This window comes from Terrisporobacter vanillatitrophus, assembly GCF_051148895.1.
In the GTDB taxonomy this organism is placed as follows: domain Bacteria; phylum Bacillota; class Clostridia; order Peptostreptococcales; family Peptostreptococcaceae; genus Terrisporobacter; species Terrisporobacter vanillatitrophus.
This window is the reverse complement of sequence record NZ_CP154625.1, coordinates 1171426-1193375: the sequence shown is the minus strand read 5'-3', so window position 1 is coordinate 1193375 and position 21950 is coordinate 1171426. Positions and strand designations below refer to the sequence as shown.

The window sequence follows — 21950 nt, the reverse complement described above, 5'->3', positions numbered from 1 at the left end:
TTACTTTCTAATTTATTATATCATTTTTTTGTAAAATTTTGAGGTAAAAAATAAAATTTTATATTTTTTACAAAAAAAAGAGCTTGAAACTTATTATAATTAAGTTTCAAGCTAAAAAAACTATTTATTTTTTATCTTTTAAATAAATCAACCCATTACCTTGCACTGTTCTAGGATATCCTAAATTTTTTGTATATTTTATAAGCTGTGCATAAATCTCTTCTTGAGTTAAATCTCTTTGAAATTCTTCACGAGACCAATTTTTAAGTAGTGCTAAACTTCCACTAACATGGGGTGCTGCCATACTTGTTCCACTTAAACTTGCAAATTGATTATTAGGGTAAGTGGATATAACATCCACCCCTGGTGCCACCAAGTCAACAACTAAGTTGGAATTTGAAAAACTAGCAGGTGCACCTTTTTTATCTACTGCCCCCACTGATATTACATCTACATAAGATGCAGGATATGAGTATTCAAAATTATCTGTATTTTCATCTCCTTCATTACCAGCAGCACATACTACTAATATATTGTTATTAACAGCTTGTTTTATTGCTTTTTCTAGCTTCGGGTCATTGTTTGGCATACCAAGAGACATTGAAATAATATCAACTTTCTTCTCCACTGCATAATTTATGGCATTAATTACCCAGCTTACTTTTCCGCTTCCACTTCTATCAATAGCTTTTAAAATATATAAATTAGCCCATGGAGCTACTCCTACTACTGTATTATTATTTCCATTGGCAGCTATAATTCCTGCCACATGAGTACCATGTCCAACTCTATCTATTACTAGATTAGGATTTTTCTTATCTTCATCGGTAAAATTTCTAACAAGTACAATATTGTCCTTTAAACTTTCATGGTCGATATCGCAACCCGAGTCTATTACTGCAATATTTATACCCTCACCTCTACTAGACTCAATCCACATACTCTTTGCTTGAATCATAGCTACTCCATAAGGTGTTTTTTCTACATTTTTTAATCCACGATTCATAATAAAGGGAATAAGTTTTACTTTATAATCATCATTTTGGTTTTTCATAATATTCACTCCAATATTATTAAATTATATATTAGAAACATCTTTTACAAAATAAGATCTAATATTTTTAATCACTTCTCTTTCATTACTTAAATCAACATTATAAATATACTCGTCTTCATGTCCTTCTCTTATATATGTTCCTTCCACAATTGTTCCATTTTCAATAATAACTTTTAAATATGAATTTTTTGGTAGATGGAATGTTCCCACTCTTCCCTTTCTATCTGCATAGTACTGACCAATATATTTGTAATCATCACAAGTGTAAACTCCTATACCTTCCTTACATCCATTTTTAAAATCTCCACTATAGAAAGATTTATCTGCAAATACATATTTACCTACACATTCCATTTTGTCATCTTTCCACATTCCCTCGTAAACATCCTTATTTGCAAAGTAACAAGTTCCAAGCCCTTCTCTTTTATCATTTTTAATTTGACCCTTATAAATATCTCCATTAGCATATCTTATTACATCTTCATTCCGATTTATGTTGTACACCTTAGCGTCTTCATCCCTACTATGTATATTAAACATTTTGTATCTATTTTTAAGGAATGATTTGGTGTTTCTTCTTAATAAGTAATTAATCGTTTTTTTACCTCCTACTACTGTTGTTTTAATATTTTTTATATATCTTATTATTACTACTGCAATAACAATAAAAAATATTATTTTTATTAAAGTAGACATTTTTATAACTGTAGTTATAAACATACAACCTCCTCCTCTTACATAATCCTCTTTCTTATTTATATTTATAATATTTATTATTTAAAACAAAAAAATGATTTCTTTTGAAATCATTTTACGTTATATCTGTTGCTACTTCAGTTATATTCTCTACTTGTAAATCTTCATTAAATAAATCAATTATATTATCTATTTCATCTTCATATTCTTGTTGATTCAATTTATATAAAAGAGCATCGTCTAATAATTCTTTCATATCAATGCACAAATTATCTAACACATAAAAATATCCTTCTTTTATATCCTTTAACTTATCTAAAGATTCTAACTTTTTACTTATATCTCGAACAATATCTATCTCATGAACATTTATTTCTTTTATAGATGTTAAATATATCTTAATTGTTTTAATAACTTCTAAAGATATACAGTAAATATCAAACTCCCCACTTTGATTATATAAATACTGTCTATATTCTTCAAATCTATTTTCCAAATCTTCATTTAAAGTAGTAAACGGCTGTTTTAAAAAATCATGTATTATTAGTAAATTTCTTATTTTATCATTTTCTTCTAATACCTTATCTAATATATATAAATTATATGCATCGTACAATGGGTCATGCGCATCACCACAAAACTTCACATTTGCATATTCTAAAAGATTTTTCAAAGACACATAGTTCATACATTTTATACCTTGATTTATATACTTATCTTTAATATCCACAAATAAATCTCTTATATTGTTTAAAAATCTCGGATGATTATTTTTTTGAGAACTTATCCTATCTGTATAATTGAAACAAGTTAAGTCCAAATTTCCAAATGTATAAATTCCTTCAATATCTGAATATATACCAAGCCATGATTTAAAATCTCTCATAACATTTTCATAAGAAGGAGCAGTTTCCAAATCTTTTGTTGTTATATGGGTAAGTTCCTCAATATGAGGAAATACTTCTTGACTAGTTACCGGTTTGATTAAAGATTTAAACTTATCTATTTCTCCACTTTTAGTATCATATTTTACGGCTCCTATGGCTATAATTTCTGCTTTAAAACTCTCCCTCTTACTTTTGGAACTTGGCATATTCATTTCAAAATCCATGTAAATTTTCTTCAAAATAATTCCCCTCTCTTTATAGCTATAACTATATTTTATCATAATTAATATAAAGAAAAACCGTTGAATTGTTATTTCAACGGTTATTTTATATTTTATTCTTCATCTTCAAATTTATCTAAGAAGGAATGTCTTTTTCCATCTTGTTCCCAGCCTAAAACTGAATCTAAGTATACATTTTGAGCTGCTCTAAATATTGATTTTTCAACTTCTTGGAAATTATCCCCTAAAGATTTAATTAAGTCTTTAATTTCATATCTTTTATTTCCTGTCTTTTTAGCTGCAACCATACATGCACAATTTAATGGCCATATTCCACTATTTTGTATAAATTTAATAATACTTTCTTCTCTTATATAGTAAAGAGGTCTTATTATTTGTATTCCATCAAAGTTTGTTGAATTAAGTTTTGGCAGCATTGTTTTAAAGTTTCCAGCACATAATAAGTTAAGCATTGTAGTTTCTATAACATCATCAAAATGGTGACCTAAGGCTAGTTTATTACACCCTAATTCTTCAGCTTTGTTATATAATGCCCCTCTTCTCATTCTTGCGCACATATAACAAGGATAATCACTTGCTATTTCGTCTGCAACTTCAAATATATTTGCATCAAATAATTTTATTGGTATTTCTAGGTACTCACAATTATCAATTAATAATTGTCTTATATCTTTATGATATCCTGGATCCATTGCTATAAATTCCAATTCAAAATTAACTTGCCCGTGTCTTTTTAATTCTTGAAACATTTTTGCCATAAGTAAACTGTCTTTTCCACCAGATATAGCTACAGCAATTTTATCTCCTTCTTCAACTAATTTATAATCCTTTATTGCTTTTATAAATTTAGACCAAGTGTATTTTCTATATTTTTTTAATATACTTTTTTCGATTTCTTTTAAAGGTTTACGCTCATCAAAAGGTACTATTATTTGACAGCCATTTCCTGCTAATTCACTCATCTTTTCACCTCATATTCTATACATATCTATGCATAAAATTAATTTTATCATATTTCATATGTTTTATACAAGCAAGTACTCACGATTTTGAATAATTGGAATAGTATAGAATTAAGATAGAAATATCTAATTCAACAAGGAGGTTTTGACAATATGGAAAATACATCTAGAGGAGTTTCGCAAAACTGTGGTTGCTGTTTAGTAAGACCATATGTAAATGATCAAGTGCTTACAAAAATATACAATCTTGAATGTGCTTTAAAATATGGTACAATTTTCCCAGAATTAAATCTATATAATTCTGAAATGTACAACCCAGCATTATACTCATCACCTAAAAAGAGAGTAGGAGGTAAAAGATAATGGCTATTATGACTAGAGCAGAACAAATAATAAAAATTCAAGAACTATGCTTTGCATGTGTAGATTTAAATTTATATTTGGATAATCATCCAGAGGATAAAAATGCTGTTTTATTATATAACTCATTAGGTCAACAATTTGAGCAAGCAGTTAAATCTTATGAAAAAAAATATGGACCATTGATGAATTTTGGTCATAGTAGTAGTGCTTGTCCTTTCCAATGGGTTGATGATCCTTGGCCATGGCAAAAAGAATATTATAGATAGTTAAAAAATAGGGGGATTAAATATATGTGGATATATGAAAAGACGTTACAATTTCCAGTTGTTTTAAAGTCTAAGGATTTACGAATGGCTAAACTTATAATGACTCAACTTGGTGGACCTAATGGAGAAATGGCCGCTGCACTTAGATATTTACAACAAAGATATACTATGCCTACTGGAAAAACAAAGGGTTTACTAACAGATATTGGTACAGAAGAACTTGCTCATGTTGAGGTAATATCATCTATGCTTTATCAGTTAACTGAAAATGCTACACCAGAAGAAATGAAAGCATGTGGACTAGGGCCAAATTTTGCTCAATTTGGACATGGATTACAACCAAGCGATGCTAACGGTGTACCTTTTACCACTTCTTACATTAATGTATTTGGTGATTCAATAACTAATTTACATGAAGATATGGCTGCTGAACAAAAAGCCTTAGCTACTTATTATCAACTAATAAACCTTACTGATGATGTTGATATAATTGCTGTATTAAGATTTTTAGCAGAGAGAGAAATTGTTCATTATCAAAGATTTGGGGAAGCTTTAATGGACGTTTATGATTATACTGATTGTAAGAAAGTATTTTAACTTATAGATATATTTAAAGGGGGTTGCAAGTAAAATTTTTCACCTGCAACCTTTAATATTTGTTTAAATTAATATTTACATTTTTGATAAAACACTTATTTTGGTATTTTCCATCAAATCATAAAATTTAAAAACACTCTCTCCATCTTCTTCAATAAAGTATTGTAAATGACATATTACTTCTTTAACATATACACTTTCTTCTCTATCATAATAATCATAATATAAATCCTTTAAATATTGTAAATAGCATTTATTTATTCTAAGTTTTACATATACACTTTCTTTAACATTTTTATTAATTTTGTCCAACAAAATAGTATAAACACATCTATATTCTTTATTTAAATTTCTTTCTTTTAATTTTTCTATTAATAATGACTTGATTCCTTTTGCTGACTCTTTATTAATAAATACATTGATAAAATAATTTCCTCTACAGTACTTATATTGATAAAAATCAGTTATCTTACACATAATAAATCCCTTCTTTAAAATTTCTTATTAGAGATTATTACCCTCATATATATTTTTTTATACATAATTATTTCAACTAAAAAAATCCCTAAGCAAATGCTTAAGGATTTTTTATTAACTATTTAAAAAGTCCATCATCATACTATCTCCTAGTATGCCTTGAAACTTAATATATTCTTTTTTTACTAATATTATTAACAACTCACGCAACAAATCAATTACTACTTCCCCATTAAAATCATCGGTTAAGGATATATAAGGTACTTGAAGAATAAGTTCGTTGCTTTGACTAAGTACAAATTTATTTGCTGTATAAGCAGTATTTAAACTATTGATTAAATTTAATACTTCATCTCTTTTATCTTCCAATGCTAATTTTCCAAAGAAAATATTAATCATTGTATAAGCAGATTCACTTAATATTATTGCTGTCAAACAATTATTAGTATAAATATCTTGAAAAGATCTAAATAAAACTAGGTTATCTTTTTCTACAATAGTAAACATATTTTCCATAGATTTTCTTCTTAAGGATTCCTCTAGTAAAACTTTCTTTACTTGTAGATTTTCCATTATTTTTCCTCCTGTTTTATCCTTGAGCATCTAAAAAAGATAAAATTCCTTGATATATACCTTCTGCCAAATCTTTTTGGAACTCAGGATTTATTAATTTTTTTTCTTCTTTAGGATTACTTAAAAAACCACATTGTATTAATATTGATGGCATATTATTGCCTTGTAATACATCAAATGTGAAAGGTGTAACTCCTCTATCCTTTAGGTCTACATATGCTGATACAGACTTTTGTACAAGTGTTGCAAGTTCATCTGAAGCATCATCTGCCTCCACCCTATAAAATGTTTGAACTCCCTCAGCTTTACTATCTTCATTTCCAGTCATGTGAATCGACACAAAAAGATTGGCATTTTGTTTATTAGCATCTTCTACTCTTTCGCTATTAGATAATGTAGTATCTGTATTTCGTGACACAACTACACTAATATCGCCTTGAGAAGATAATCTAGATGATACTAATTTACTTATTTGCAAATCTAAATCTTTTTCTAAAACTCCATTACTTGTTTTGTATCCTACGTCTGTACCACCATGACCTACATCAATGTATACTACATATTTCTTCTTTTCTGTAGTACCTTCATCTTCCAAATCAAATTGTTTTTCTTTGTTTACTTTGCTAGTATCTTCACCAGCTCCAAATACGGCTGTAATAAGAGATCCTACATTCTCCTTTGCCACAGATATACCTGAAAATACAGTTTGTAAAACTTTAAATAAACTAAATGCTACTATTAATAGACCTACAACTACAAGAATCAATTTTCTTTTATTTATTCTAGTTCTTTTTTTGCCATGTTTTCCTTTTTTGTTTTGTCTTGCCATAATTTCACCCTTCTTAGCATATTGTCCCATATATTGAAAATAATTCTGATAAATTTATTTTAACACCAAGAATGATTCTTTTCAACTTTACTAATCACATATAATATCCAAATATCTTTAAATATCGTCTTTCTCCAACCTTCAAACTCAAAGGGTAATCTAATAAATCATAAGTATTTTGACTTTCAAGGTAATCATAAACTTTACCTCCGTCAAGTAATATTCCCGTTATTATCATTGTATGATATGCTTTCCCATATTTTATTAATTGAACAATATCACCTAACTCTAAGTCATCATAGCCGGCTTCTGCTGCGTATACTCCAAAATTTTGTGTATTACTATTGTTATTTCCAGTAAAATACTCAAAAAATGGCTGTGCCGCCGTCCAACTAGGTGTTCTCTTTTTATCACTATACCAATACCACTGTTTCATCACATTGCCACCATAAGGGTCCATGGGAACTCCTCCTGCATTTACACATTGAGAAATATAGTTGGTACAATTACCTCCCCAATCTTCATAATCTTGAAATTTAGGGTTTCTTTTCAGTGCCCATTGTCTTGCATACTGAACAGCAGCTATTCTATCATATTCATAAAACATAATTTCACCCCATACTAAAGCACTATTTTCTTTACAATATTTTTTACAGCATATCCACTAAGATAATGATAAATTTTATTAAAAGGTATTTTAAATTCAATTAGGTTTAAAATTTCTTTATCTATTTCACAAGAAGAAAAAGGTAATATTAAATACTCGTGAGTAAAATAAAATATATTTTCTTCATCTAAGCAGATATTCTCTTCAACTATTTGATATAAATTGTCTTCTTCATATTTTAACAATTCTGAAATTAGTGTTTTAGCTTGAATCAATATATATTTTTTAAGTATTTTTATATAATCCACATTTTCCTTAAATAGATCTTTTAAAATAATATCTTTTTTTGATTTGAAATCAAAGTTATAACCCTTCAAATAACTTATATCATGAAATCCTGCCAGTTGTGAAAATTCAATAGCTAAACTTATTATATCTTTTGATAAATATCCAACCTGAAATTCTGTGATACTATTAATATGAATATGATCTTCACTATTTACGTTATAGGTATCCTCTACCACATCCATAAAAGTCATTATATCTTCAAATATAATTTGATTTACACTTTCTATCATTTCATTTTTTATATAATCTTTGTCATCCTCTTGTTTATAATATATTTTGGGAAAGTTTATATAGTATTTAATATAATCTTTCTCATATTGTAGAAGTTCTTTTGCAATTACAACCATAATCGCTGCCCTCCCCTTTATACTTTTATATTTAATAATATGAAAATGACCTTATTATTATTTATATAATTATAAATAATAACAAAGTATTATAATAACAATTAAAAAAAGCTATAACGAAAATAAAATTCTCATTATAGCTAATTATATCAATTATTCAATTATTCTTCTTGCTGTTACATATCCTTTTACATAATATGAAGTTGATAAACTTTCATATCTTACTGTTTTTCCTGGGCTTGGTGAGTGAACAAATTTATTGTTTCCCACATACATACCTACATGACGTATACTATTTGTACCACTATTGAAGAAAATTAAATCTCCTGGTTTTAAATTACTCTTGCTAACATATTTTCCATTTGATGCTTGATCCCTAGAACTTCTATTCAAATAAATTCCTGCCTTTTTATAAGAGTAGTATGTAAGTCCAGAACAATCAAAAGAGTTTGGTCCTGCTGCTCCATATACATAAGGCTTACCTACTTGTGCTTTTACTGTAGATATTACTGTATCAAGTTTTTTGTTAGTTGTTGATGATGTAGAAGATTTAGAGTACGTTACTTTAATATCACCAGAATCTCCTGAGTATGTTTTCATATAGTCAGAAAATACATATCCTGTTGAAGATTCAGATATCTTCACCTTAGACCATCCATTGCTATATGATTTTATTACTCCTACAACACTACCTTTTTTTATTGTTTTTTTAACACCATAATTAGTTCCAGGACCTTTTCTAACATTAAGAGCAGAAGATGTTACCTTCCCTACATTTTTTATAGTGTCCTTATTTTCATTTGATGTTCCTGATATAGTTTTTAATCTTGAGTAATTATTACTAATATATCTAGTCGTACCTTTATATTCAACTTTATACCAACCATTACTGCTTGTAGAAATGTATTTAAGTTGAGTTCCTTTTGTTACTGTACTAACTATAGAATAATCCTTACTTGGACCTTTTCTAACATTAAGAGCAGAACATGTTACCTCTACAACTTTAGTTGTTTTCTCTTGTTGACTTGTAGATGTAACTTCTTTTGCTTCCACATTTTCATTTAAAGCAACTACAGGCACCATACTTGTAGTAAGTATCCCCATTGCCATTGCTTTTGATATTCCCTTCTTATTTTTATTAAAAACCATACTCCACACATCCCCCCTTTGTAACTTATTTGTAACTATTATAACATAGTTCAAATTCTAATTACCAGTATTTTACAAAAATAAATTTTTTTTGGCAAATATTTACTACAAAAAGTAGAAACATGTAGTCTCTTTTTTGTAATCATTCTTTCTAAATCCATTAATTATGTATTTAGAAAAACAATATAAGGCTTTATTTAATGGTAGTCTTTCAATATTAATATATATATTCCAAGTCCATATGGCTGCCTTTATTTTATTATGACTTAAAGATGAGTTGGATTTTCTATAAGAAGACAAAACCTCATCTAATCCATAGGCTACTACATTATTTTTTAATATTTTTAACCATAATACAAAATCTTCATGATGATAGTTTTCAAAACTTATGGTCGTGTTAATTTTTAGCCTATCTATCATAACGGTCAAACAACCTATGTCATTTCCCTTTAAAAGGGTTTCATAATCTTCATATTTTTTTGCTTTAATAACTTTATTTAAACTTGTACTATTTTCATTAATTAAATCATAAGCCGTATATGTAAAAGAATAATTATTGTTTAACATAAAATTCATCTGTTTTTTAATTTTATTTTTTTTATACAAATCATCTGCATCTAAAAATGAAATAAATCTACCATTTGCATTTTCTAAACCTATATTTCGAGCTGCCCAAACACCATTATTTTCATTACATTTTATATATTTAATAAATGGAAAACTATTAGTATACTTTTTTATTATATTTTCGCTATTATCTGTAGATCCATCATCAATAATTATCATTTCTATATTTTTATAACTTTGATTTAATACACTTTTTATACATTCTTCAATATATTTTTCACCATTATATATAGGTGTAATTATAGATACTAATTTATTATCCACATAAATTTCCCCCTTTTTATTAAATATGTAAAAATAGGGAGAGATTATTATTAATCTCTCCCTATTTTTTCGTTATGTTCAACTTTTGTTATATTTTTATTATATTATTATATATATTTTACGAAAATTTTTCAAGAAAAGTTATAATGAATAATAATTTTTTATTTATCTAGCACCTTCTCCAGTAAAAATCACCTTTACGGTTTTAAATAATATAGACAAATCTAAAAAAACACTTCTATTTTTGATATAATATAAGTCTTCTTTTATTTTATCTTCTGGAGATATTTCATATCCTCCATGCACTTGAGCATATCCTGTAAGACCCGGTTTAATTACTAATCTGTTAATAAAACCTGGTATTTCATCATTAAATTCCATAGTCAAAGTAGGTCTCTCTGGCCTAGGACCAATAATACTCATTTCTCCTTTTAAAATATTTAAAAACTGTGGTATTTCATCAATTCTTGTCTTTCGTATAAATTTTCCAACCTTTGTAACTCTCGGATCATTTTTTTCTGCCCACATAGCTCCATTAGTTTCTGAATTAATTCTCATGGATCTTAATTTATATATAAAGATTATTTTGCCATCCTTGCCCAATCTATCTTGTTTATAAAAAATAGGACCTCCATCTTCTTTTTTAATTAAAAAACCAAAGACTATTATCACCGGTATAGAAATTACCAAGCCAATTATTGAAATTATTATGTCAAGTATTCTATGATATATTTTAAATAAGAAAGAGTCATTTACTATGGAGTAATCTATGTTTGCTACTATTTCACTGCTAAAGTTACAAACATCTTCTTCAAATTTCTCAACATATTGACCCATCATTGTGCTTATACCCCCCTGTGCACAAATACGCTTATTGCTACCATTTTGTTCCATTTAACATTCTATTAACATTATAGTTTATTAAGTTGCTTATATCAATATTTTTAATTTGTTTTAAAAGTTTTTCATATTAAATTCATATTAATTTAAAGTTAATTTTTGAATCAATGTGTTAAAAAATTTTAAAATCATCATCTGGATACGCACTTTGACCTTGTACTGGAACCTTAAATTTTTCTTATTTTTTTGTCATAAATAAAAAGGCCTCCTCATTATTAATCAATGAGTAGACCTTCTACATTTATATAACCTCTTCTAAAGAAGCATCTTCTTTATTTTCATTTATTTCCTTATTTTGTAGTTCATCTGTTTTTTGAGAATTTTGGATTTTTTCAGAGTCATTTGTAATTTCTTTAATTTCAACTTCATTAACTATCTTTCCTACCTTATCAAAAGTATAAATATAACCATCAATTTCTTTTTCACAAGATTTATAAGCTTTTCCATCACTACCAAAGTAATAAGATTCAACTTCCTTATTCTTAACCATTTTTCCATCACTGTCAAAGTAGTAATCATCATTTCCTATTTTAACCTTTTTATCAGTTACCATTATACAATTATTATCAAAATAGTAGTAATCTCCATCTATACATATCTTACCTTTTACTGCTTGACCTTTCGTACTTCCTGATTTTTCAAAGTAGTACTTATTACCAGAGATTGTTTGCCATCCTGTTTGCATTTTCCCATCTTTTCCAAAATAGTAATAGCTATCTCCAATTTTTATCTTTTTATTAGTTATCATTACATAGTTCTTATCAAAATAATAGTAAGATCCATCTATATATCTCTTATCTTTTAATGCTTGACCTTTTGTGCTTCCTGATTTTTTAAAGTAGTATTTTTTACCAGAGATTGTTTGCCATCCTATTTGTCTTGCTCCATCTTTGCCTAAATAATATTTCTTACCAGAGATTGTTTTTAAGCCAGTTTGCATTCTTCCCTTACTATCAAAGTAATATCTTTTATTATCAATAGTATACCAACCAGTTGCATATTTACCATTTGACTTGCAATAATATTTATAACCATTCTTTGTATGCCATGTATTTCTAAGTTTTATACCATATTGATTAGCAATCCATACATCACTATTAGATGTATTTTTTATTATTACTGTAGCACCAACTCTTATTTTATTATACAGCCACTCTACGTCTTTGTTATGCATTCTTATGCATCCACCACTTATATTTTTACCAATAGAGCTTTCATTGTTATTTCCATGAATTCCATATGTAGTTCCATATCCATACATATTTAGTCCCATCCATCTTTTTCCTAAAGGATTTCTTGGATCTCCTCCTGGAATCTTACCTTTATAATAAGGTCTATTTTTAATTTTATTAACTATAGTTGTTTTGCGCTGAGGTGTTGGCGTACTTGATTTTCCTGTTGCACATTTAAATTTCCTTACTAAAGTATAATTTTCATAGAAATTTAAAGTATTTTTTTTTGAGTTAACTATAATTATTTGACGAGTTGCTGCATTTGCTACTGGTACACTCGAAGCTAATATCATTACTGTTGCCAATAATATTGTACAAAATGATTTAAACCTTTTCTTCATATTTCATCCCCCTTGCCTATGATAAGGTAAAATATTATACAATAATATTCTAGCATATTTTACCACGATAAATGATGACAATTTTATTACATACTTTTTAAATTATATGGTAAGACAACAAACTTACAATTAATCCAGATAATGCATTTCCAATAAAGATTCCACATAGTGCCTCTTTAAGTCTCATTCTTAAAATCGATGCTATAGCTGCTGCGGTCCATGTTCCCGTTGTTGGTAAAGGTACACCAACAAATAATATAATACCTATTATGGAAACTGCCTTCATTTTCTTCATACTAACTTCTATTTTGTTATCTATTTTATTTAATAAAGAAACAAATATTTTTTTATCTCTTAAAAATTTGGCCACATGTCTATATGCCAATACAAGTGGTATGGCCACTAATGTGGAACCTAATACACTGGCAATATATACCCCTATAGGATTTAAATCCAATGCTATTCCTATGGGTATGGCACCCCTTAGTTCTGTAATTGGAACCATTGATAAAATCATTATTCTTAAATACTCCAATTCACACCTCCTATATAAAAATTATATTTTAGATGTAATCATATCTAATAATTCATCCTTTTCTTCATATCCTTTTGGATTATTACTTTGCCATCTCCATGAATCTTCACACATTCTTTCAATACCAAATTCTGCTTTCCATCCTAACTCTTCATATGCCTTAGTCGGATCTGCATAGCACATATCTATATCACCTGGTCTTCTATCAGTTATCTTATATGGTATCTCTATACTGTTTGCCTTTTCAAAGGAATTAACTAAATCTAAGACACTGTAACCTTGTCCTGTTCCTAGATTATAAGTCACTAAACCTGGTTTTTCTTTAAGTTTTTTTAGCGCTGCCAAATGGCCTTTTGCTAAATCAACTACATGTATATAATCTCTAACTCCGGTTCCATCATGTGTATCATAATCATCTCCAAATACACTAAGTTCTTTTAGATGACCAACAGCTACCTTTGTTATATATGGCATTAAATTATTTGGAGTGCCACTTGGATTCTCACCTATCATACCACTAATATGAGCCCCTATTGGATTAAAATATCTAAGAATAGCTAAATTGAGATCTTCATTAGCTTTACTTAAATCTCTCATCATGTCTTCTATCATAAGCTTAGTAGTTCCATAAGGATTTGTTGTTGAAAGTGGAAAATCCTCTTTTATTGGACAATATTCTGGCTTTCCATATACTGTTGCCGATGAGGAGAAAACAAAGTTATTTACATTGAACCTTTTCATTAACTCAAATACAACTAACGCTCCTATCAAATTATTTTTATAATACTCTAAAGGTTTTTCAACAGATTCTCCTACTGCTTTTAATGCAGCAAAATGAATTATAGAATCAATATCATTTTCTTCAAATACAGTTTTCAAAGAATTTTTATCTGTCACATCTATATTGTAGAATTTAAATTCCTTATTTGTTATCTTTCTTATTCTGTCTAATACTAATTTATCGCTATTACATAAATTATCTACTATTACAACCTCATAATTTTCATTTAATAGCTCCACAACTGTATGACTTCCTATATATCCTGCCCCTCCTGTAACTAATACCATAATTATTCCCCCTAAAATTAACTATTATATTCTTTAGCATAAGTTGAATTTACCATATTTTTGAATATTATTCAATTTTATACTTTTGCTCATTCTATAAAAAAAACATCTTATATTAATCTATAAGATGTTTTTTTATAGGATATTTATTTTACATATATGGCTGCACAATAACCTACAATATTATTATAGCTTACTTTTAGCCATCCATTTTTTTCTTCATATATTTTAACACTCGCCTCACTTGGCATTGTAATTAATGTCTTACCATCTAAATTAGGTAAATGTCTAAGATTTAATCTAGTTGTAGTAGTGCCCAACTTATAATCTTGTTCTACTTTTGATGTTAAGTATGTTGCGCTTACCCACCCTGAATTATTATTATATTTTACTTGTGCCCAAGTTTTATTACTATTATATGATAAAACACTCACTTTAGCGTTTTTTGGTATTATAAATATTTTTGTACTATTAACACTTGGACTTATTCTTAGATTTATATTTGCACTTGTATATCTTGTATATAATGTATTGTTTTCATTTGCTTTTTTTAAATAAGACTTACAAACCCAGCTTTCTTTTCCGTTAAAATTAAATTTAATCCATTCACCATATTTATCAAAAGCTATTGGTTTTACTACTACATCTTTAGATAACATGCCTATTTTTATATAATTAATAGAAGGGCCTGTTCTAATATTTACTGATGAAGTAGTTATATAGTCTTCATATTTAGAAGTGTTATTATCATCTTGTGAAGATATTTTTTCTATATAAGCAGTATTGACCCAACCAGTTTCATTATTATAGTTCACATTAGCCCACTTATTATCACTAGAAAAATCAATAACTTTAAATGTATTTCCACTTGGTATAGTTAATATTATAGTATTATCAGTTGATGGTCCTTTTCTAAGGTTTAACCTTTCCTTTGTTTTATAATCACCAAGTTTTTTATCAGTTTCATTATTATTGTTTTCAACTTCTTTAATATATTTGGTACACATCCATACATACTGATTATTATACTTCACTTTGACCCATAATTTATCCTGTGAATACTCTAATGGCGTTATTATTGTACCTTTTTTTAAAGTTCCTATAGATATGTAGTCTGTTCCTGGTCCTTTTCTCATATTTAAATTATAAGTTAAATAGCTCTGAGTCTCCCCTAATTTCTCAGCTTGAGCAAATACTATACTAGATGATACTGTTGTACCAACTACTAAAGAACCAAGTATTACTTTTTCAATTTTTTTCATCTGTTTTCCCCCATATTTACAAAAATCTTTCCCCATATTAAAACTTTAGCATAATTTAACAAAAAAACCAATATTTCTAACCTCTTTTTTTCTAACTTATATAATAATTATAAATTAGTATGATTGACTATAGACATAAAAAAAGAACCCTATTAGGATTCTTATAATCAAGCAAATCTATAAGCGGAGTTCTGTATTTGATAATCATCTATCTAGGCATATTGTCACCAATATGCTCAAGCGACCTACCTACCGGAGAGTACGAGCAATACTCTTTTAGCCCTGTTTTGGTCTTGCTCCAGGTGGGGTTTACACGGCTTTCTCAGTCACCTGAGAAACGGTGAGCTCTTACCTCGCCTTTTCATCCTTACCAAGAAAATCTTGGCGGTAATTTTCTGTTGCACTTTCCTTAGGATCACTCCCACTAGGCGTTACCTAGCACCCTGCTCTATGGAGCTCCGACTTTCCTCACGTAGCAAATGCTACCTGCGATTATCTGACTTACTTAATCTCTATACATATTACCATATGAAATTATTTTTGTCAAAACCATTATATTCCAACTAAATTATAACTTATTTTTCTTAAAATACATTTAAATTTAATTATAAGTATAAATTTAAATGTATTAAAAAAGGAGCCATAAAGACTCCTTTTTTAATACATGCTATATTGCTGCTATTAATCCAACTATTAATGCACTAAGTACACTTACTGTAAAACCACCTATCATTCCTCTGAACGCTAGCTTAGCTAATTGATTTCTTTTTTCCGGACAAAATACAGATATTCCAGATATACATATACCTATAGAACCTATATTAGCAAATCCGCATAATGAAACAGAAAGAACTAAAGCTGTTCTTGGGTCAAGAGTTTTTATAATTTCTCCCAATTGACCAAAGGCAACAAATTCATTTAATACTAATTTACTTCCAAGTAATTGACCTGCAAGCTGAGCATTGTTCATATCAAGTCCCATTAAATATCCTAGTGGTGCAAATAATAAAGAGAATATTTGCTCTAAAGATAATCCAAATATTCCAAGGATACCATTAACAAGTGCAACTAAAGATAATATTGCTATAAGAGACGCACCTATACCAAAAACCATGTTAAGTCCATCATTCGCTCCTTGAGATATTGCTGATATTAAGTTAGGATTATCACCTTTATTATCAATCTTAATTTCTTCAGCTTCATCCATTTTTAATTCTTTATTTTCTGGTAACATAAGTTTTGAAACTATTATACTACCTAGAGGAACTAAAGCTCCACCTATTAATAAATATTTCATTGGTATACCCATACCTGAGTATCCCATAAGTACTGTAGCAGACATACTACCCATTCCTGAAACTAAAACAAGCATTATTTCACTTTCAGTCATATTTTTTAAATATTTACTTACTAGTATTGGTGATTCAGTTTGTCCTAGGAACATATTTGCAGTAGCAACAAAACTCTCTACTTTTGAAGTTCCAAGTATTTTACCTATTATACCACCGATTACTTTAACAACAGCACCTATAACGCCTAAATAATATAATGCTGAAACTAAAGCTGATATAAATATTATGTTTCCTAATGTTTGTATTCCAAATATAAATCCTGATGGTGCTCCACCATTAGCTAAAGATCCAAATATAAACTCAAGACCTTCTTTTCCATAACCTAATATATTAGTTACCACATCAGATACTTTCTCAATTATTACTTGTCCTAAAGGAAATTTAACTAGCAAGAATGCTAATACAAATTGTAATACTAATGCTTTTAATATCATCTTCTTATCTATTAACTTTCTATTTGAAGAGAATACATATAATACACCTAATAAAACAATTATACCTATTATGTTTAATAATATTGTCATTTTATCAACCCGTCTTCCATATTTTTTCGTATCAATTTTTTTATATATATTAATATCTCAATCATTATATACTGTATTTGCATATTTTTTCAATCTTTTTATACATATTTCTACATTTTTCTACATACAAATTTATTAAAAGTAAAAAATTTGTATGTTGACAATTTTCAGTAAATTTTGTATCATTACTTCATGAGGTAAAAAGTGACATTAATTTGAGGAGAAGAATAATGAAAAGTATAAATCTAACTAAAAAATCACAATTTAATTTATATTATTTTAGCTATTTTAGGTAGATTTGTATTTATGAGATATATAAAATCATCATAGATACAAATCGTAAAAATTTGTATCTATGATGGCTAGAATTAATTTGTTATGTAAAGCCACGTGGATAATTACTATGTGGCTTTTATTAATCCTAGGCCTAAAGCCACATAGTGTATACTATGTGGCTTTTTATATATAAAAATTTAAATTTGAGGTGTTAAAAATGAATAAAAATAAAGATATTATAATAATTGGTTTTGCCCTTTTTTCTATGTTTTTTGGAGCAGGAAATTTAATTTTCCCTCCTTTTATAGGTATGACATCAGGCAATAATTGGATAATAAGCTTTTTAGGATTTGTGTTAGCTGATGTAGGAATAATTTTGTTATCAATAAATGCGGTAGCTAAAGCTGGCTCTTTCCAAGATGTTGTTGGAAAAGCTGGCAAAAAATTTGGAATTACTTTAGAAGTTATAATGATGCTTTGTCTTGGCCCTATATTAGTTATACCAAGGACAGCAGCTACAACTTTTGAAATGAGTATGCTGCCACTCACTTCTTCTATTAATTCAGTAATTTTTTCTGTTTTGTTTTTTGGTTTAACATTTATATTAACAATAAGACCTACAAAAGTTATGGATATAATAGGCAAATTTTTAACTCCAATACTTCTACTTGCTTTAGGAGTTTTAATAATAAAGGGGATTATATCTCCTCTTGGTGAGTTAAATATAAATAATAACCCTAATTTATTTGTAAGTGGACTTAGTCAAGGATATCAAACTATGGATGCTTTGGGAATAGGCGGGGTTACAACTTTAATAATGACTTCTTTTATAAGCAAAGGATATACTGATAAAAAAGAAAATATATCTATGACTTTAAAGTCTGCACTTATTGCTGGATGTGGCCTAGTTATTGTATACGGTGGATTAGCATACTTAGGTTCAACAGTTTCAACAGTATATGATGCATCTATTTCTCAAACTACTTTACTTATAAATATAACTAATAGTTTACTAGGTAAAAGCGGAATCATATTATTGGGAATAATTGTTGCCTTTGCATGCCTTACTACAGCCATAGGTTTAACTTCTGTTACTGCTAAATATTTTGAAGATGTAACTAATAAAAAATTGAAATACTCTCATTTAGTTGCTTTTATTTGTATATTTAGTTCTGTAGCTTCTAATTTAGGCGTAGATAAAATAATAGCTATTGCAGCTCCAATTTTAATTATTATTTATCCTGTTTCAATATTATTAGTAATTATGAGTACTTTTAACAAATGTTTTTCTAAATCTGCAGTCTTTAAATGTTCAGCTTATGTAACTTTATTAATAAGTTTATTAAACGTTGTTGATAGTTTAGGTATAAATATAAACTTTGTACATAAATTACCTCTAAACTCCATCGGATTTAACTGGGTAATACCAGCTATAATAGGAGGACTTGTAGGAAAATTTATAATAAAAGATAATAACAATAAAGAAAATTTAAATAAGATTAGTGCATAAAAAAATGACCTATTTATAGGTCATTTTTTATTTAATAAATTTATCTATTGCACTATTTAAGTCCTGAAGAACCTTCTCATCTCCAGTTTCTACAGCATCTACAATACAGTGCTCTATATGATCTTGTAAAATTATTTTTCCTATATTATTAATAGAAGATTTTACAGCTGAAACTTGTATTAAAACTTCACTACAATCTCTTCCTTCTTCCACCATTCTTTTTACAGACTCCAAATGGCCAATAGCTCTAGATAATCTATTAATTACTGCTTTTGTATTTTTGTGAGAATGATTGTGGTTATGTTCTTTATTATTTTCCATGTTAGTCATCTCCCTTCTACTTAATTATATAGCTATACTTTTCCATTTTCCATGATTAAATCTTATAATAAGCAAGAATGCTCTTACAGTAATATCAATAGCATACGCTATCCATACTCCAAATAACCCAAAATTCATTACTACACCTAGAAAATATCCTATACCAACTCTCACTCCCCAAATTCCAATTAATGTAGCATACATAGGAAATTTGGTATCTCCAGCTCCTTGCAAAGCACTAGTGAAAATTTGTGTTATAGCTATAAAGCATTGAAAAAGCGCAATTAATCTAAGTACATTAATAACCATAATTTGTATTTCCAGAGTATTTGTAAATATTTTTACTATTTGTGGCGCAAATATAAATAAAAGTATACCTATTGCTACCATACAAATAGTGGTTATTATATCAGCTAAATACACTATTTCTTTTGATTTTTCACTATCTCCTTCTCCTAAGCTAATACCAACAAGAGTTGCCGTTGCCACCCCGAATCCTAGAGCTGGAATATATGTGTAACTTTCAATATTTCCTGCAATATTGTGTGCAACATAAGCTGATACTCCAATAGAAATAATCATACTATTATAAACTAATTGACCCAGCCTCATTATTAACTTTTCCATTCCTGCAGGTGCTCCAATTTTAATTATAGATTTTAATGTATCCTTTCCATCTTTGATAACCTCTTTATTTATTTTTATATAAATATTACACATCCTTAACTTAATTAATAAAATAGCTACGTTCATACATCTAGAAATAGTTGTGGCTAAAGCTAAGCCTAGAATTCCCATATTCATCTTTATAAAAAGTATATTTAATATTATATTTAATACATTAGCAAAAGCTGTAGCAATCATTGGTGTTTTTGTATCCTTCGTTGATCTTAGACAACTAGATAAAATTAGTGATAAACATAAAAATATAATTGGCACAGCAATAACTAAGTAATAAGGTATAGTAAAGTTTAAAATTTCGTTTGTTGCTCCACATATGTTTAAAATCTGCTCATAAAATAATATATTAATTACTCCTACAACTAAACTAATTATAATTCCTAAAAAAATTGATTGAATCGTAGCTTCTTTAACCTTATCCATTTCTCCTTTTCCAAAATTTCTTGCAACAACAGCACTTGTTCCTATGCTAATTGCTGTAAAAAATACAATAAATACATTTATAATTAAGTTAGTTACACCTATGGCTGCAATAGCATTATCATTGATTTGTCCCGCAAAATAAGTATCTACAGTTCCAAGTAAAGTTTGAAGTATATTCTCTATAATTACAGGAATTGCTAAGGTATTAATAGTAATTATGTTATTTTTATTTTTTAGTAAATAATCCATAATCCGCCTCCTCATATCCCCCCTAGGGGGTTATCAAAATTATAGCACTACCTTCAATTGATGGCAATAAAAAAGAAGGTCTAATTTACACTAAATATGTAAATTAGCCTTCTCTTATTAATTAAAATTACTTAAATGTTAATGCTAACTTCTTTCACTTCATCTCTTTCTTCTTTACTTAATTTAGAAAGATAATATGATATAGGTTTATTGTTAATAATCAATTCTTTATTTAAATCCATAAGAGGAATTAGTACAAAAGCCCTTTCTTTTATTCTTGGATGTGGTAAAGTCAAGCTTTCATCATCACTTATTATATTATTATAAAATAAAATATCCACATCCATAGTTCTAGGTCCCCATTTTATTAATCTCTCTCTATTTAACATTTCCTCTATTGTATGACAAACTTCTAATAATTCTATGGAAGATAGTGATGTTTCTATTTCTATGCATATATTTAAAAAATCATCTTGCTCAGTATATCCCCATGCCTTTGTTTCATAGATTTTTGATATTTTTAAAATATTAATTTTTCCATGTTCCTGAAGAGTTTTACATGCTTGTCTTAAATATTCTTCTCTATTCCCCATATTAGTTCCGAGACCTAAGTAAGCTTTATTCATCTTTATCTCTCCTAATTTCCACAGCAAAATAATCGAAAATACCGTTTACAGGTGCTTCTGGTTTTTTCACTCTAACCATAATAGATTTAATCATACTATATCTTTCTAAAATTTCTCCTGCAATTGTTTCTGCCAAAGCTTCTATTAAATCAAATCTTTTATTTTCTGTTATATCCTTTATTATTTCATATACCTCTGCATAACTAACAGATTTAGTTAAATCGTCACTTCTTCCTGCTTCTTTTGTATTAAGAAAAAGTTCAGCATCTATAAAAAACTTTTGTCCCAATTCTTTTTCTGCTTCTAAAACACCATGATAGGCGTAAAAACCTAAATTACTCAAAATTATTTTATCCATA

General features: G+C 28.0%; 25 protein-coding genes and 1 other RNA gene. 4 read left to right on the top strand and 22 right to left on the bottom strand.

Annotation, left to right across the window (positions count from 1 at the left end; genetic code table 11):
• Positions 1–124: 124 nt before the first annotated feature.
• The 4 genes from TVTCOM_RS06035 to TVTCOM_RS06020 form a co-directional block, all read right to left on the bottom strand.
• The gene (locus TVTCOM_RS06035) at positions 125–1054 is read right to left on the bottom strand and encodes a S8 family peptidase (protein WP_434798949.1); all 930 of its coding nucleotides are present in this window, start codon (positions 1052–1054) and stop codon (positions 125–127) included.
• Between the two features lie 24 nt (positions 1055–1078).
• A complete protein-coding gene (locus TVTCOM_RS06030) occupies positions 1079–1777 on the bottom strand; it encodes a hypothetical protein (protein ID WP_434798948.1) in 699 nt (232 codons plus the stop codon).
• 91 nt (positions 1778–1868) lie between these two features.
• Positions 1869–2879, bottom strand: coding sequence for an exonuclease domain-containing protein (locus TVTCOM_RS06025; RefSeq protein ID WP_434798947.1), 1011 nt, complete (start codon positions 2877–2879; stop codon positions 1869–1871).
• 95 nt (positions 2880–2974) lie between these two features.
• A complete protein-coding gene (locus tag TVTCOM_RS06020) occupies positions 2975–3844 on the bottom strand; it encodes a tRNA 2-thiocytidine biosynthesis TtcA family protein (protein WP_434798946.1) in 870 nt (289 codons plus the stop codon).
• A gap of 153 nt (positions 3845–3997) precedes the next feature.
• Between TVTCOM_RS06020 and TVTCOM_RS06015 the strand changes: the two genes are divergently transcribed.
• Genes TVTCOM_RS06015 through TVTCOM_RS06005 form a run of 3 tightly spaced genes read left to right on the top strand, consistent with a single transcriptional unit; the run spans position 3998 to position 5070 of the window.
• The gene (locus TVTCOM_RS06015; RefSeq protein ID WP_434798945.1) at positions 3998–4207 is read left to right on the top strand and encodes a spore coat associated protein CotJA; all 210 of its coding nucleotides are present in this window, start codon (positions 3998–4000) and stop codon (positions 4205–4207) included.
• A complete protein-coding gene (locus TVTCOM_RS06010; protein ID WP_434798944.1) occupies positions 4207–4473 on the top strand; it encodes a spore coat protein CotJB in 267 nt (88 codons plus the stop codon). Before TVTCOM_RS06015 ends, TVTCOM_RS06010 begins: the two co-directional genes overlap by 1 nt.
• A 24-nt stretch (positions 4474–4497) precedes the next feature.
• Complete coding sequence (locus tag TVTCOM_RS06005; RefSeq protein ID WP_434798943.1) at positions 4498–5070, top strand: manganese catalase family protein; 573 nt, start codon at positions 4498–4500, stop codon at positions 5068–5070.
• A gap of 75 nt (positions 5071–5145) precedes the next feature.
• On the opposite strand, the gene TVTCOM_RS06000 is transcribed toward TVTCOM_RS06005, so the two are convergent.
• From TVTCOM_RS06000 to TVTCOM_RS05935, 14 genes are all read right to left on the bottom strand, one after another.
• Positions 5146–5547, bottom strand: a complete 402-nt coding sequence (locus TVTCOM_RS06000; protein WP_434798942.1) for a hypothetical protein — start codon at positions 5545–5547, stop codon at positions 5146–5148.
• A 114-nt stretch (positions 5548–5661) separates the two neighbouring features.
• Positions 5662–6120, bottom strand: coding sequence for a hypothetical protein (locus tag TVTCOM_RS05995; RefSeq protein WP_434798941.1), 459 nt, complete (start codon positions 6118–6120; stop codon positions 5662–5664).
• Positions 6121–6136: 16 nt separating this feature from the next.
• Positions 6137–6949, bottom strand: a complete 813-nt coding sequence (locus TVTCOM_RS05990; protein ID WP_434798940.1) for an N-acetylmuramoyl-L-alanine amidase family protein — start codon at positions 6947–6949, stop codon at positions 6137–6139.
• 94 nt (positions 6950–7043) lie between these two features.
• The gene (locus TVTCOM_RS05985) at positions 7044–7556 is read right to left on the bottom strand and encodes an amidase domain-containing protein (RefSeq protein ID WP_434798939.1); all 513 of its coding nucleotides are present in this window, start codon (positions 7554–7556) and stop codon (positions 7044–7046) included.
• Positions 7557–7570: 14 nt separating this feature from the next.
• On the bottom strand, positions 7571–8251 hold the full coding sequence (locus TVTCOM_RS05980) for a hypothetical protein (protein WP_434798938.1): 681 nt from the start codon (positions 8249–8251) through the stop codon (positions 7571–7573).
• Between the two features lie 153 nt (positions 8252–8404).
• Positions 8405–9400, bottom strand: a complete 996-nt coding sequence (locus TVTCOM_RS05975) for an NlpC/P60 family protein (RefSeq protein WP_434798937.1) — start codon at positions 9398–9400, stop codon at positions 8405–8407.
• Positions 9401–9505: 105 nt separating this feature from the next.
• Entirely contained in the window at positions 9506–10291 is a 786-nt protein-coding gene (locus TVTCOM_RS05970; RefSeq protein WP_434798936.1) for a glycosyltransferase family 2 protein, read from the bottom strand.
• 165 nt (positions 10292–10456) lie between these two features.
• Positions 10457–11131 carry a sugar transferase gene (locus TVTCOM_RS05965; RefSeq protein ID WP_434798935.1) on the bottom strand — a complete coding sequence of 225 codons (675 nt, stop codon included), beginning with the start codon at positions 11129–11131 and terminating at the stop codon, positions 10457–10459.
• Positions 11132–11432: 301 nt separating this feature from the next.
• Positions 11433–12764: a L,D-transpeptidase family protein gene (locus TVTCOM_RS05960; protein WP_434798934.1), complete on the bottom strand. Its 1332-nt coding sequence runs from the start codon at positions 12762–12764 to the stop codon at positions 11433–11435.
• Between the two features lie 97 nt (positions 12765–12861).
• A complete protein-coding gene (locus TVTCOM_RS05955) occupies positions 12862–13299 on the bottom strand; it encodes a COG2426 family protein (protein WP_434798933.1) in 438 nt (145 codons plus the stop codon).
• Between the two features lie 21 nt (positions 13300–13320).
• Positions 13321–14370 (bottom strand): UDP-glucose 4-epimerase GalE, encoded by a 1050-nt coding sequence (galE, locus tag TVTCOM_RS05950; protein ID WP_434799721.1) that lies wholly within the window; start codon positions 14368–14370, stop codon positions 13321–13323.
• Positions 14371–14513: 143 nt separating this feature from the next.
• Entirely contained in the window at positions 14514–15629 is a 1116-nt protein-coding gene (locus tag TVTCOM_RS05945; protein ID WP_434798932.1) for an SH3 domain-containing protein, read from the bottom strand.
• Positions 15630–15793: 164 nt separating this feature from the next.
• Positions 15794–16137, bottom strand: an RNA gene (rnpB, locus tag TVTCOM_RS05940) — RNase P RNA component class A.
• Positions 16138–16296: 159 nt separating this feature from the next.
• Positions 16297–17505, bottom strand: a complete 1209-nt coding sequence (locus tag TVTCOM_RS05935; RefSeq protein ID WP_434798931.1) for a NupC/NupG family nucleoside CNT transporter — start codon at positions 17503–17505, stop codon at positions 16297–16299.
• Between the two features lie 493 nt (positions 17506–17998).
• Here TVTCOM_RS05935 and brnQ point away from each other — a divergent pair, with 493 nt between their 5' ends.
• A complete protein-coding gene (gene brnQ, locus TVTCOM_RS05930; protein ID WP_434798930.1) occupies positions 17999–19291 on the top strand; it encodes a branched-chain amino acid transport system II carrier protein in 1293 nt (430 codons plus the stop codon).
• 27 nt (positions 19292–19318) lie between these two features.
• On the opposite strand, the gene TVTCOM_RS05925 is transcribed toward brnQ, so the two are convergent.
• From TVTCOM_RS05925 to folB, 4 genes are all read right to left on the bottom strand, one after another.
• Entirely contained in the window at positions 19319–19612 is a 294-nt protein-coding gene (locus TVTCOM_RS05925; RefSeq protein WP_434798929.1) for a metal-sensing transcriptional repressor, read from the bottom strand.
• Positions 19613–19636: 24 nt separating this feature from the next.
• A complete protein-coding gene (locus TVTCOM_RS05920; RefSeq protein ID WP_434798928.1) occupies positions 19637–20965 on the bottom strand; it encodes an MATE family efflux transporter in 1329 nt (442 codons plus the stop codon).
• A gap of 131 nt (positions 20966–21096) precedes the next feature.
• Positions 21097–21591, bottom strand: a complete 495-nt coding sequence (folK, locus tag TVTCOM_RS05915; protein ID WP_434798927.1) for a 2-amino-4-hydroxy-6-hydroxymethyldihydropteridine diphosphokinase — start codon at positions 21589–21591, stop codon at positions 21097–21099.
• Entirely contained in the window at positions 21584–21949 is a 366-nt protein-coding gene (gene folB, locus TVTCOM_RS05910) for a dihydroneopterin aldolase (RefSeq protein ID WP_434798926.1), read from the bottom strand. Before folB ends, folK begins: the two co-directional genes overlap by 8 nt.
• Position 21950 lies beyond the last annotated feature (1 nt).